This is a genomic window from Wolbachia endosymbiont (group B) of Hofmannophila pseudospretella, assembly GCF_964028515.1.
Lineage (GTDB): Bacteria > Pseudomonadota > Alphaproteobacteria > Rickettsiales > Anaplasmataceae > Wolbachia.
The window spans coordinates 974,564-987,459 of the sequence record NZ_OZ034788.1; the positions used below are offsets into that span (position 1 = coordinate 974,564).

Annotated in this window: 15 protein-coding genes, 1 tRNA gene and 2 pseudogenes; 8 read left to right on the top strand and 10 right to left on the bottom strand. The window is 33.5% G+C overall.

Annotated features, from left to right (window positions below; all coding sequences use genetic code 11):
* Positions 1-22: 22 nt before the first annotated feature.
* Positions 23-457, bottom strand: a pseudogene (locus ABWU24_RS04635) (IS630 family transposase); the annotation flags it as partial.
* Between the two features lie 78 nt (positions 458-535).
* On the opposite strand from ABWU24_RS04635, the gene ABWU24_RS04640 reads away from it, so the two are divergent.
* Positions 536-1,541 (top strand): IS630 family transposase gene (locus tag ABWU24_RS04640; protein WP_353274341.1). Its coding sequence is split into 2 segments (ribosomal slippage): positions 536-1,045 and positions 1,047-1,541, totalling 1,005 coding nucleotides; the frame shifts between segments, so codons are not numbered across the junction.
* Positions 1,542-1,554: 13 nt separating this feature from the next.
* Here ABWU24_RS04640 and ABWU24_RS04645 read toward each other — a convergent pair.
* The 4 genes and pseudogenes from ABWU24_RS04645 to ABWU24_RS04660 form a co-directional block, all read right to left on the bottom strand.
* Positions 1,555-2,131, bottom strand: a pseudogene (locus ABWU24_RS04645) (IS630-like element ISWpi10 family transposase); the annotation flags it as partial.
* Positions 2,132-2,698: 567 nt separating this feature from the next.
* Positions 2,699-2,989: a hypothetical protein gene (locus ABWU24_RS04650; protein WP_341815669.1), complete on the bottom strand. Its 291-nt coding sequence runs from the start codon at positions 2,987-2,989 to the stop codon at positions 2,699-2,701.
* A 41-nt stretch (positions 2,990-3,030) separates the two neighbouring features.
* On the bottom strand, positions 3,031-3,642 hold the full coding sequence (locus ABWU24_RS04655; protein ID WP_341815670.1) for a glycoside hydrolase family 25 protein: 612 nt from the start codon (positions 3,640-3,642) through the stop codon (positions 3,031-3,033).
* A 66-nt stretch (positions 3,643-3,708) separates the two neighbouring features.
* Positions 3,709-3,781, bottom strand: a tRNA-Thr gene (locus ABWU24_RS04660).
* A 28-nt stretch (positions 3,782-3,809) separates the two neighbouring features.
* On the opposite strand from ABWU24_RS04660, the gene ABWU24_RS04665 reads away from it, so the two are divergent.
* Genes ABWU24_RS04665 through pdxH form a run of 3 tightly spaced genes read left to right on the top strand, consistent with a single transcriptional unit; the run spans position 3,810 to position 5,334 of the window.
* A complete protein-coding gene (locus ABWU24_RS04665; RefSeq protein WP_255324779.1) occupies positions 3,810-3,944 on the top strand; it encodes a hypothetical protein in 135 nt (44 codons plus the stop codon).
* Positions 3,910-4,725 (top strand): bifunctional DNA-formamidopyrimidine glycosylase/DNA-(apurinic or apyrimidinic site) lyase, encoded by an 816-nt coding sequence (gene mutM / locus ABWU24_RS04670; protein WP_264375214.1) that lies wholly within the window; start codon positions 3,910-3,912, stop codon positions 4,723-4,725. The genes ABWU24_RS04665 and mutM overlap by 35 nt, the downstream gene beginning before the upstream one ends.
* A gap of 15 nt (positions 4,726-4,740) precedes the next feature.
* Positions 4,741-5,334, top strand: coding sequence for a pyridoxamine 5'-phosphate oxidase (pdxH, locus tag ABWU24_RS04675; RefSeq protein WP_341815671.1), 594 nt, complete (start codon positions 4,741-4,743; stop codon positions 5,332-5,334).
* A gap of 114 nt (positions 5,335-5,448) precedes the next feature.
* Here pdxH and ABWU24_RS04680 read toward each other — a convergent pair whose 3' ends face one another.
* From ABWU24_RS04680 to trmD, 4 genes are all read right to left on the bottom strand, one after another.
* Positions 5,449-6,246 (bottom strand): phosphoribosylformylglycinamidine synthase subunit PurQ, encoded by a 798-nt coding sequence (locus tag ABWU24_RS04680; protein WP_353274523.1) that lies wholly within the window; start codon positions 6,244-6,246, stop codon positions 5,449-5,451.
* Positions 6,243-7,493 carry a PstA family ABC transporter permease gene (locus ABWU24_RS04685; protein WP_341815673.1) on the bottom strand — a complete coding sequence of 417 codons (1,251 nt, stop codon included), beginning with the start codon at positions 7,491-7,493 and terminating at the stop codon, positions 6,243-6,245. Before ABWU24_RS04685 ends, ABWU24_RS04680 begins: the two co-directional genes overlap by 4 nt.
* Before the next feature lie 254 nt (positions 7,494-7,747).
* Positions 7,748-8,125, bottom strand: a complete 378-nt coding sequence (gene rplS, locus ABWU24_RS04690) for a 50S ribosomal protein L19 (protein ID WP_135352950.1) — start codon at positions 8,123-8,125, stop codon at positions 7,748-7,750.
* Entirely contained in the window at positions 8,122-8,820 is a 699-nt protein-coding gene (gene trmD, locus ABWU24_RS04695) for a tRNA (guanosine(37)-N1)-methyltransferase TrmD (protein ID WP_015588115.1), read from the bottom strand. The genes rplS and trmD overlap by 4 nt, the downstream gene beginning before the upstream one ends.
* A gap of 74 nt (positions 8,821-8,894) precedes the next feature.
* Here trmD and purC point away from each other — a divergent pair, with 74 nt between their 5' ends.
* The gene (gene purC, locus ABWU24_RS04700; RefSeq protein WP_214241734.1) at positions 8,895-9,617 is read left to right on the top strand and encodes a phosphoribosylaminoimidazolesuccinocarboxamide synthase; all 723 of its coding nucleotides are present in this window, start codon (positions 8,895-8,897) and stop codon (positions 9,615-9,617) included.
* Here purC and purM read toward each other — a convergent pair.
* Positions 9,614-10,651, bottom strand: coding sequence for a phosphoribosylformylglycinamidine cyclo-ligase (gene purM / locus ABWU24_RS04705; RefSeq protein WP_015588117.1), 1,038 nt, complete (start codon positions 10,649-10,651; stop codon positions 9,614-9,616). The genes purC and purM overlap by 4 nt on opposite strands.
* 137 nt (positions 10,652-10,788) lie before the next feature.
* On the opposite strand from purM, the gene ABWU24_RS04710 reads away from it, so the two are divergent.
* The 3 genes from ABWU24_RS04710 to ABWU24_RS04720 all read left to right on the top strand — a co-directional run bounded on the left by ABWU24_RS04710 (position 10,789) and on the right by ABWU24_RS04720 (position 12,879).
* Positions 10,789-11,064 (top strand): hypothetical protein, encoded by a 276-nt coding sequence (locus tag ABWU24_RS04710; RefSeq protein WP_012481935.1) that lies wholly within the window; start codon positions 10,789-10,791, stop codon positions 11,062-11,064.
* Positions 11,049-11,414, top strand: coding sequence for a histidine phosphotransferase family protein (locus tag ABWU24_RS04715; RefSeq protein WP_341816077.1), 366 nt, complete (start codon positions 11,049-11,051; stop codon positions 11,412-11,414). Before ABWU24_RS04710 ends, ABWU24_RS04715 begins: the two co-directional genes overlap by 16 nt.
* 459 nt (positions 11,415-11,873) lie before the next feature.
* Positions 11,874-12,879 (top strand): IS630 family transposase gene (locus ABWU24_RS04720; RefSeq protein ID WP_353274215.1). Its coding sequence is split into 2 segments (ribosomal slippage): positions 11,874-12,383 and positions 12,385-12,879, totalling 1,005 coding nucleotides; the frame shifts between segments, so codons are not numbered across the junction.
* Positions 12,880-12,896: the final 17 nt, after the last annotated feature.

The following is a 12,896-nucleotide window of genomic DNA, read 5'->3' on the forward strand; positions in this document are numbered from 1 at the left end:
TATATTCTTATACCAAAATCCATTACTGACCGAACAAATAAGAAACATTACAAACTCGTTTAATAGTAGTACTGGAAATATTGACAATAAAATTACACAAAACATCTTCAAGTAAACCTATGGTATCGTAGATACTATTGCGTAAAGTATTGTATTTGATATATTGCCACAACCTTTCAACAGGATTCAGTTCCGGTGAATAAGGAGGCAAGTATATGATGGTAATGTTTTCCTGAATTTTCAAACTTTTTGATCTATGCCAACTTGCACAATCCATTACAAGAAAGGCTTCTTTCGTGCCTAAATCTTTCGACATCTGCTCCAGAAATATATTCATACAATCAGTGTTTACATATGGAGCAAGTAGGCTAATTTTCTTACCACTTCTTGGATTTACCGCACTGTAGATATAGAAATTTTGTCTACCAATTTTCATTTTAACCTGTGTTCTGATACCAATTCCCACTATATAAAGAACAGATAGACAATAATGGGAAAGAAGTGATACTAAAGTAGATAAAATAGAGAGGTATAAATGGCATTAAGGTCAAAACTATTAGACGAAAAAGTTGTAAATTTGGCGAAAGAAATGTTAAAAAAGGTCAGAAATAACGCATATGTTTCAAAAAAGTTACAAGCGGTGATAGCAGGAAAAGAAAGTAGTATAAGCGCTGTGGCAAGAATATGTAAAATTTCAAGGACTGCTTTGACTGAATGGATAAAGCATCTAAAATTTGGTAGAGTAGAAAGATTATTTTCCCCGTCTCAGCGGCGAAGAAAAAGCAAATTAAACAAAAATCAACGTGAGCAAATTGAAATATGGGTAGAAAGAAATCCAAATATTACTATTAAGGAAGTGCAAATAAAAATCTCAGAGGAATTTGGCCTAAACATTAGCAAATCAACAGTGCACCGTGAGATACAAAGGATGAAGTTTTCTTACATAACACCGAGGCCAATTCACCATAAACAAGATAAAAACAAGCAAGAAGAGTTTAAAAAATACTTCAATAAAATAGTCAATTCCCACCCTGAAAAGGAGGTATTTTTTTGATGAATCACGATTTGGAACTCATTCAAAAATCGGACACGGATGGTTTAAAAAAGGGGTCAGAACACAGGTTAAAATGAAAATTGGTAGACAAAATTTCTATATCTACAGTGCGTTAAATCCAAGAAGTGGTAAGAAAATTAGCCTACTTGCTCCATATGTAAACACTGATTGTATGAATATATTTCTGGAGCAGATGTCGAAAGATTTAGGCACGAAAGAAGCCTTTCTTGTAATGGATTGTGCAAGTTGGCATAGATCAAAAAGTTTGAAAATTCAGGAAAACATTACCATCATATACTTGCCTCCTTATTCACCGGAACTGAATCCTGTTGAAAGGTTGTGGCAATATATCAAATACAATACTTTACGCAATAGTATCTACGATACCATAGGTTTACTTGAAGATGTTTTGTGTAATTTTATTGTCAATATTTCCAGTACTACTATTAAACGAGTTTGTAATGTTTCTTATTTGTTCGGTCAGTAATGGATTTTGGTATGACCCCTTTTTTAAACCATCCGTGTCCGATTTTTGAATGAGTTCCAAATCGTGATTCATCAAAAAAATACCTCCTTTTCAGGGTGGGAATTGACTATTTTATTGAAGTATTTTTTAAACTCTTCTTGCTTGTTTTTATCTTGTTTATGGTGAATTGGCCTCGGTGTTATGTAAGAAAACTTCATCCTTTGTATCTCACGGTGCACTGTTGATTTGCTAATGTTTAGGCCAAATTCCTCTGAGATTTTTATTTGCACTTCCTTAATAGTAATATTTGGATTTCTTTCTACCCATATTTCAATTTGCTCACGTTGATTTTTGTTTAATTTGCTTTTTCTTCGCCGCTGAGACGGGGAAAATAATCTTTCTACTCTACCAAATTTTAGATGCTTTATCCATTCAGTCAAAGCAGTCCTTGAAATTTTACATATTCTTGCCACAGCGCTTATACTACTTTCTTTTCCTGCTATCACCGCTTGTAACTTTTTTGAAACATATGCGTTATTTCTGACCTTTTTTAACATTTCTTTCGCCAAATTTACAACTTTTTCGTCTAATAGTTTTGACCTTAATGCCATTTATACCTCTCTATTTTATCTACTTTAGTATCACTTCTTTCCCATTATTGTCTATCTGTTCTTTATATAGTGGGAATTGGTATTACTTTAGCTAAAAATTACTTCCGCACATTTTAAATCTGATTATAATTACAATTAGAGATACTTTTAGAGCTCAAAAATTTATCTTTGTCTGCAGACTTTTTTTTATTAAACAATCAAACTCATAAAAAAATGTAGCGTATCCTCTTCAGCGTATGTGGGTGCATACACACATACTTAATTTCTGTCGTATGTGCACTGCATTTTTTTCTAATCTTTTTTTTCACAGGGGGATTTTATGTTCAGAATTCCAGATACTTGACCTTTACTTTAGCTAATAAAAACCAACTGGTACCTGCGGTTTTTACAGTCTCAAAATTTTTATCAAACTTCAACTATCATTCAAAGAAACTTGTAGTTATTCTTAGTGTTATTATTATAGTAGCAGTGCTTATGATGATAAGGATATGGAATCCTTTATAACCTTGGTTCTTTTAAACTTTGTAGTTGATTTTAAGTAAAGATACTCGTAATTGTGTCAGCTAATTATGAAAAAGACTTCAAGTGAGAGTATATAAGTAAGGCACTGACTACTAACAAAGATATACAAAAGTTGTCTTTGTTTACTTTGCCAAATTCCAATAAGTCGTTGTTCCTGTCTTTTAGGCCTACTATTCCATCAATTGCGGTCCTATTGCTTTTATTATCATTTTTTAGAGAGCTAACTAGAACATCTACCATAAAAGAAAAATTACTTTTATATTCATCAAGCTCTATACTTAATTTACTACCCAAAACAAATTCTATTATCTTATTAAAGACGTTCTTGAAGCCCATAACACACCTGTCAAAATAATTGTTCTAAAATTTTAATAGCATTATTCTCCTGTTAGCCAGAACTTTTTTAGCTCTTCCAATGTTCCATTAAATTTATCTCTGTCACATGGTCCAATCCCTTTCACTGAATGTGGCTCAGGTCCCGTCTGACCGTCAGTGTACTGCCATAAAATCCAGTCATTCCATCCTTTCGGTAACATTGGACTTTCTCCCCATCTTGCTATCCAGAGGGGACATTTCATTAAAGTTGGCGTTGCAAAATCTTTTAGAAAGTAAGCACTTCCATAAATCAATGGTAAGCGTCCTGTTGCTTCATGAACTTGATTAACAAAATCTTCTGCCTGTTCTGGCGTTATATTGTTTCCCCCATTTTCTTCAATATCTAGAGCAAGCAGCACTTGAGAAGCATCTCCAATTTTTTCCAAAAAATGCTCTGCTTGATCTTTTCCTTTCTCTCCTACTCCAAAATGATATGCTCCCCAAAGCAATCCTTCTTCTTCAGCTGCTTTTCTCCTTTCTTCATATGTTGGATCCACATATTTCAGCCCTTGTGTAGCTTTGTGCATAACTCCTAATATTCCATCTTCTTTCGCTAACTTAAAATCTATATCCTGCTTCCAGTGCGATAAATCTATAACTACATTTTCTACCATTTATTGCTCCTACCTTAACCCTTATTAATTACTTTACGTCTACAATAACATGAATATAATTCAGTGTGCCGTTACCAAGATTCGAACTTGGGACCTCGTCATTACCAATGACGTACTCTACCACCTGAGCTACAACGGCAAGTTCACGTATTATGATAATGAATAACATGAAAAAAAATAAGGAAAAAGAAGAAGAGAGAAAAAGATTGGCAAAAGCTTTAAAGCAAAATATTCTAAAAAGAAAAAAACAGCAACAGAGTAGACAAGATGCCAGAACTCCCAGAAGTGGAAGTAATCTCTAACTTCTTATTTGATAAAATCAAAAATAAGAAAATAAGCAATGTGACAGTCAATAATTGGAATTTACGTGTACCAATAACGAAGAATATTGATGATTTGCTAAAGGGCAAAGTTATAAATGATATCAAGCGTAGAGGTAAATATATAATCTCGAATATAGATGCTAGTATGGCTGTAATCATACACCTTGGCATGAGCGGAAAGCTTATATATGCTGAAGACAATCAAGCACAGAACAAACATGATCATGTGATATTCTTATTTTCTGACAACACTTCACTAATCTTTAATGACCCAAGAAGGTTTGGATTAGTGATTGTTTTAAACAGAGAGCAAGAACTAAATTTTTTTAATAACCTAGGAATAGAACCCCTCACAGATGAATTTGACGGACATTATTTACAGAAGTTGCTAAAGAACAGAAAAGCAAATATCAAATCAGTATTAATGAATAATAAGCTAATAGTTGGCGTAGGTAACATATATGCTTCTGAGAGCTTATTTAGAGCTCGCATATCACCACTTAGGCTAGCACAAGATTTAACATATATAGAGTGCGAAAAACTTGCTATCGAAATAAAAAATACTCTGAGTGATGCAATTGCTGCTGGTGGTTCAACACTGAAAGATTATGCACAGCCATCTGGATCTGCTGGATACTTTCAAAATAACTTTTACGTATATGGTAAAGTGCAAAAACCTTGCAGAATCTGCAACAATATCATAACACTTATACGACAAAATGGTCGTAGCACTTATTTTTGCAATGCATGTCAGAATTAAATTTTATTTTTGCATATGACACTCTTACCTGAAAAAGATCCTTTTGATTTGTTTTCAAAGTGGTATCAAGAAGTACTTAATTCTCCGTGTAAGGAGCCAACTGCAATGACGCTAGCAACGTGTAGCAAAGACTGCATTCCATCTGCAAGAGTGGTATTACTAAAGGAATATAGTAAAGAAGGTTTTGTGTTCTTTACTAACGTAAACAGTAGAAAAGGAAAAGAATTGACTAAGAACCCCAAAGCTGCACTCGTATTGCATTGGACAGAATTTTCTAGACAAGTACGAATTGAAGGAGAAGTTAGGCTTCTAAGCGGCAAAAAGGCTGACGAATATTTCTCCTCTCGAGCACGTGATAGTCAAATTAGCGCGTGGTGCTCAAAACAATCAAGAGTTCTGAAAAATTGGCAAGATTTTGAGCAGGCTATAGAATTAAAAGAGAAAGAATTTCACAATACACAAGTTTCTCGTCCTGATTTTTGGGTGGGGTTTTGTGTAATCCCAAAAGTAATTGAATTTTGGCAAGAAGGTAAGCATAGGAGACATACTAGATTTAGATACACTCTTGTTGAGAAAAGCAATTGGAAAGTGGAACAATTATATCCCTAACGTTAGAGAAAGCTACTCTGCAGATCAAAAATAAGGATTTATTGTCATGATAAGGAGCTGATCAAGTAACTTTTTATGGCTTAAAAACTTGTTGTATGTAACGTATTGTAATACTTACGCAAAATATTTTAGTGCATTCTCAAATATGAGCATTCCATCACCATATTTTGGCATAGTCACTCCTGAACGTTTACATTTTTCTTTTTCAAGAGGCCAGTTGTCCTGCTGAGTAAAAAATATTCCTCTCTCTGGGTGAGGCATTAAAGCTAAAACTCTACCACTTTTATCTGACAAAGCTGCCAGATCGTATATAGATCCGTTTGGATTGTAAGGAAATTGTAAATTTGCATAGTCACCATTTTCATCAACGTAACGCAGTGCAACGGAATTATTTTCAATCAATTGATTTAAAATATCTTGATCCATAAAAAACCTGCCTTCTCCATGAGCAACAGGAAGATATAGCTTACTCAGGCCCCGTAGCCAAACAGAACTACTCTGCAGATTAACTCTCACTCTAACCCAACAGCATCGATAATTGCCTATATCATTAGAGGTTAAAGCTAGATTAGAGAATTCTGGAACTAACTTTACTAATATCTGGCAACCGTTACATATCCCTATAATAAGCTTATCCTGAGATAAGAAATTTTGAAATTCGTCTAACAAGTTGTTTTTTATACGCAAAGCAAATGCATTACCAGCACCAGTATCATCACCATAGGAAAAACCTCCTGGAATTGCAAGTATATTGCTTAATTTCAGTTCACTTGGATTATCTATAATATCATTAATGTGAACGATTTTTACTTCAATATTATTAATACCAAGCTTTCTGCTGCATTCCATAAATGCAAATGCAGTTTCTTTTTCGCAATTTAAGCCATAACCAGATAGGATTGTAATTTTCATGAATCAAAAAACTCGAACTTTCTTTTTACAAAATTTGCTATTAAATTCAAAGCAAATAGCATTAACAATAAAGCTATAATTGCAATGGCAGCAAGCTCAATAAATGCAATTTCAGGACTACTTGACCATATGTATATTTGTACAGGTAAAACAGTTGCCGGATCGAAGAAGGATGTAGGTGTATCAGCAATAAATGCTACCATGCCTATCATAAGTAAAGGGGAAGATTCGCCTAAAATCCTTGCAATTGCAAGCACTGCACCATGTATTATCCGTGGCAACGCAATTGGTAAAGAGTGATCCAATATCACCTTGATGTGAGGTGCACCTAGCGCAAACGCTGCATCTTTTATTGCAATAGGAACGTTTGTAAAGGCATTTTTTGTTGCAATAATAATATTAGGCAGCATCATAAATGAAAGAGTCATCCCGCCAACAAATGGTGAAGAACGGGGTAACCCAAATATGCCTAAGTAGAGAGTCAGTCCTACCACACCAAATATTATCGAAGGCACTGCAGCAAGGTTATTCATGCTAATTTCTACAATACTGGTTATTAGACTATTTCTAGGCATAAATTCATAAAGACAGATACCTGACATAATTCCTATTGGTAATGCCAACGCTAAGCATACTATAATTGTCATTAATGAACCGATAAATGCCCCTAAAATCCCTGCGTTCTCAGGCTCACGAGAATCAGACTTAAGAAACAGAGACTTATTAAAAAATTTTCTTACTCTTCCCTTCTCTTTTAACCAATCAAGTAATTTAGCATAATGATCATTCAAACATTTATTTTTATATAGTGAATTGATCACACTCGATGCGGTAAACCAAATCTCATATTCACCACTATTTTTTACTCTCTTAAGAAAAAACCTCTCTAGCTCCTTGTAAGAGTTACGACTTAAAATTTCGTCACTGTCTTTAAAGTCAATTCCTTCAAACACTTTATGTAAAGAGTTATTGAGTAGGCTAATGGACTTATATCGTAAATCACCAGGATTATTAGTTAAAATAAGATCAGCATTTATTTCAACTGGCAATAAAATTTTCGTTACTGTTAAAGCACTATAAGAGTTAACTAATATACTTAGTAATATACATATAGGACACCCAATTGAGACAATCAGTGCTGTAAAAGAGCAAAAGCATAAAATGTTGTTCTTTTTATTTTTTCTTTTTACACGAGCATGTACGCGCTTAGATTGAAGTAACTTAAGGAAGTTTTTCTTTATACTCATTTACTTTTCTTTATATGAGGATTTGAAAAAACTTTCTCCTTTTTCCAGTGCTTGACACTTAGATCTAGCAGGCTTTGCCTGCAAATAATTTTTATATTTCTCATGAAAGCACAAACCAAAAGGAGAATCTGGATCCCAGTGTCAAAAATTGGGATGACACCACAGCAGGAGGCAAACGTACAGTTGTGCGTCACACACTGGGATAATAAGAGAGAGTCTTGAGATGATACAATTGACATCACTCCCTATTGTATCTACTTAGATTTTTTTTTAACATAAGTAGTACGTTCTTTGATCCTTGCAGCTTTCCCAAATAGCTTGCACAGATAATATAATTTTGCTCTACGGACCTTTCCCTTTCTTATCACTTGTACTGAAATTAATGCAGGAGAGTAAACAAAAAATTGTGATACTATACTTTCTCCGTGACTTACCTTTCTAACTGAAAAAGAAGAGTGTAATCCACGATTTCTTTTTGATATACATACGCCCTCAAATATCTGTATACGCTCACCCATACTATCAACTACCTTAAAAGTGACCTTCAAATCATTGCCAGGACAAAAAGCTGGCATCTCTTTGGCTAATCTTTGTATTTGTTGTTCGTTAAATTTTTCAAGCAAGTTTGTCATTTATCATCTCCATTCAACAATTCAGGTCTACGTTCCTTTGTTCTAACATATGACTGTTCCCTTCTCCAATCACTTATTTTTCTGTGATTGCCAGACAACAGAACCTCAGGAACTTTGTACCTACTCCACTGCTCAGGCCTAGTATATTGAGGATATTCAAGCATACCACCACTATAACTAAAACTTTCTTCAGCAACGCTATCGAAATTATTTACTACACCTGGAAGAAGCCTAATACATGCATCAAGAACCACCATCGCAGCTGGCTCACCTCCCGAAAGTATATAATCTCCAATACTTAACTCATAAGGAGTATACACATCAATTACTCTTTGGTCAACACCTTCAAATCGACCACACAATATTGTTACATGAGGAATTTCTGTTAACTCCTTTGCAATGCTCTGATTAAATTTTGTACCAGATGGAGTCATATAAATAAATCTAGTATTTTTATGAGCAGAAAGCACATTATCAACTGCATTACCAATCACATCTGGGCGCATAACCATCCCTGCTCCACCTCCATATGGAACATCATCTATAGTTGAATGTTTATCTTTAGCAAAAGAACGAATATTTACTATTTCAAGATTCCATATTTTTTTTTCCAACGCTCTTCCAGCAAGAGAATAGTTCAAAAATCCGGGGAACATTTCTGGAAATATGGTTAATATTGTAACATTGAACGCCATTAAGGTTTATTTTAAGTTATTTGGGGCTATACTCTAAGAACAGTAGATTGATATGATACATAGTTAAATTAAATATGTCACTGAATAAAACGATATACGAAGGTAAAGCCAAAGTCATTATTGAAACTGAAGACTCATCAACTGTTATACAGTACTTTAAAGATGATGTTACAGCATTCAATAAGGAAAAATATGAAATTATTGAGGGCAAAGGAATAATTAATAATCATGTTAGTGCTTTTATCATGGAAAAGCTTGGAGAAGCAGGAATTAGCACGCACTTTATAAACACTCTAAACGAAAGAGAACAGCTAGTCAAAAAACTCAAGATAATACCTCTTGAGATAGTGGTTAGAAACATTGCAGCTGGCAGCTTTTGCAAACGTTTTAATATCAAAGAAGGTGAGACACTTACATCTCCTATAATCGAATTTTTTTACAAAAATGATGACCTAGCCGACCCAATGGTGAATGAAAATCACATACTATATTTTGGTTGGTTATCCCATAAAGAAATGGAAGAAGTTAAAACTACAACTTTAAAGATCAACAAAATCTTAGTCGACCTATTTTCAAATGCAAATATATATTTAGTTGATCTCAAGTTAGAATTTGGCAAATTGATAAACAGCAGCACTAAAATCATTTTAGCCGATGAAATCAGCCCTGATAATTGTAGGCTATGGGATAAAAATACGCATAAAAAGCTAGACAAAGATGTTTTCCGTTTAAATCTAGGAAACTTAAAGGAAGCATACTCAGAAGTTGCAAAAAGACTGTCAGTAAAGTTAGACTAACTAAATACTACTCTATCAAGTGGAGGGTTACATGCCTCATCAAGTTTTCCAATAATCTCAATTTTTTCTCCACGCTTTTGGAAATGGCTTTCCACATCCTTCATATTCTCGGGATCTACAATCAGTACTATACCTATGCCGCAATTAAATGTTTTTAACATTTCTCTCTTTTCTATTTTGCCTTCTTCTTTCAGCCATAAAAATATATCTGGCCATTTCCAAGAATTAATATTTATGTCTACAAATAAATTTCCTGAGAGAATTCTTGGAATATTGTCTATTAACCCGCCACCTGTTATATGCGCAATGCCTTTTACCTTTGGCATAATAGGCAACAAAGAATCAACATATATCTTTGTTGGCTTAAGTAATATTTCACCCCAAGATTTATTATTCCATGGAGATATATCATTATAATTTATACCTAAGCTTTTAAAAATATGGCGTACCAAAGAAAATCCATTTGAGTGAATTCCATTTGATTCTAAACCAACTACACAGTCACCTGCTTTCATTATACTACAATTTGGAAGAATTTGCTTTCGATCAACAACACCAACCACAAACCCTGCAAGGTCATAGTGATTGTTACCATACATTCCAGGCATTTCTGCAGTTTCTCCACCAACTAATGCTATTTTAGATTCCTTGCACCCTTCTGCAATGCCCTGGATTACAGACAATAAAACGTTTTTGTTTAAAACGCCTGTTGCAAAGTAATCAAGGAAAAATAAAGGTGTTGCTCCTTGTGCAAGTAAATCATTTACACACATTGCAACTAAGTCTATACCTATAGTATCATGCTTATTCACCTCTTGAGCTATTAATAGTTTTGTGCCCACTCCATCAGTTGAGGAAACAAGTACTGGATGGTCGTATTTCTTACTCAGCGAAGAAAAGTCAAACAATGCGGAAAATGATCCTACTTCACTAATTACTTCTTCTCCTTTAGTCTTTTCAATGATAGGTTTAACTTTTTTTATTAGTTCATTATATAGTTTAAGGTCTATTCCAGATTTAGCATAAGTATTCATAGCGCCTTCATAAATCTTATAATTATTAATACTACATTAATGCTTTGATACAAAAAGCGCAACGAAACTTTCTCTTAAATTGACTACTACATGCCTACCAATATAGGGTTAACTTAAATCATTTATACTTTTATCCAATGAATAAAAACATAATGTTAATAACAGAGTGCCTATCAGGACGAATTCTTCATGATTTTGCTAGTTCTATGCAAGGAATAGTGGGTGGATTGGAAGAGCTTGAAGAAAACAATCCTAATATGCAAAACGAAGCATTGTCATTGCTTAAAGAAAGCTCTGATGATTTAATATATAAATACAAAGTTATGAAGCAAGCGTATTCTCATTCATCAGATAATTGCAGCTTTGTTAAGACTAAATCCAATATAGAAAATTATTTATTAAAAAAAAAGTAAAGCTTCAGTGGAGAGTAAGTGAATGTCCTACAGAAAACTTAATTGAAAAAATAAATAAGATAATTTCCAATATGGTGATAGCTATAATCAGTGCAGTGGCACAAATTGAATTAGTGTCTATTTTACTGACTAAAACAGAAGATAAAACACTACTAACTATAAAAGTAGTAAATGAACATAAATCAATAAGTACATTATTAGTGAGCAAATTAACAAAAAAAAATGATATTCGTTTGGATACAAAAGACATTATTATCTATATGACTTCTTTACTGTTAGAACAGTATAACACTAAAATCAATTGCACTTGTGAAAGTAATTCACTGAATATAGGCTTAACTATAACTTGAGATGGCTTCATATTTCATGAAAAGGACTCGATACTATAAATTTGAATCTTGGATAAGGAAAGGAAAAATTTTGTGGAGTAACCTAGACATAAAATCTGTAGTTAATTTCTTTGCAGGGAGTGTTAAATAAACCATACGCGTCAAGTTAAGGAAATATCGTGAAATATAGCAACATTTGAGATGGGCATTTTATTTGTTACATTTATTTTTTTAGGGAGTTCTTATCTAGAAGAAGATAATTTTTTCAGAAGAATCTATAAATTAATAACTTTATTACTTAATATATAAAATAGTTTTTTTTCATTTCCTTTCTTCCTTATACCACTTTTCCTTAACTTGACGCGTATGGTTTATTTAACACTCCCTAATTTACCTCATACCAATTCCCACTATATAAAGAACAGATAGACAATAATGGGAAAGAAGTGATACTAAAGTAGATAAAATAGAGAGGTATAAATGGCATTAAGGTCAAAACTATTAGACGAAAAAGTTGTAAATTTGGCGAAAGAAATGTTAAAAAAGGTCAGAAATAACGCATATGTTTCAAAAAAGTTACAAGCGGTGATAGCAGGAAAAGAAAGTAGTATAAGCGCTGTGGCAAGAATATGTAAAATTTCAAGGACTGCTTTGACTGAATGGATAAAGCATCTAAAATTTGGTAGAGTAGAAAGATTATTTTCCCCGTCTCAGCGGCGAAGAAAAAGCAAATTAAACAAAAATCAACGTGAGCAAATTGAAATATGGGTAGAAAGAAATCCAAATATTACTATTAAGGAAGTGCAAATAAAAATCTCAGAGGAATTTGGCCTAAACATTAGCAAATCAACAGTGCACCGTGAGATACAAAGGATGAAGTTTTCTTACATAACACCGAGGCCAATTCACCATAAACAAGATAAAAACAAGCAAGAAGAGTTTAAAAAATACTTCAATAAAATAGTCAATTCCCACCCTGAAAAGGAGGTATTTTTTTGATGAATCACGATTTGGAACTCATTCAAAAATCGGACACGGATGGTTTAAAAAAGGGGTCAGAACACAGGTTAAAATGAAAATTGGTAGACAAAATTTCTATATCTACAGTGCGGTAAATCCAAGAAGTGGTAAGAAAATTAGCCTACTTGCTCCATATGTAAACACTGATTGTATGAATATATTTCTGGAGCAGATGTCGAAAGATTTAGGCACGAAAGAAGCCTTTCTTGTAATGGATTGTGCAAGTTGGCATAGATCAAAAAGTTTGAAAATTCAGGAAAACATTACCATCATATACTTGCCTCCTTATTCACCGGAACTGAATCCTGTTGAAAGGTTGTGGCAATATATCAAATACAATACTTTACGCAATAGTATCTACGATACCATAGGTTTACTTGAAGATGTTTTGTGTAATTTTATTGTCAATATTTCCAGTACTACTATTAAACGAGTTTGTAATGTTTCTTATTTGTTCGGTCAGTAATGGATTTTGGTATCACA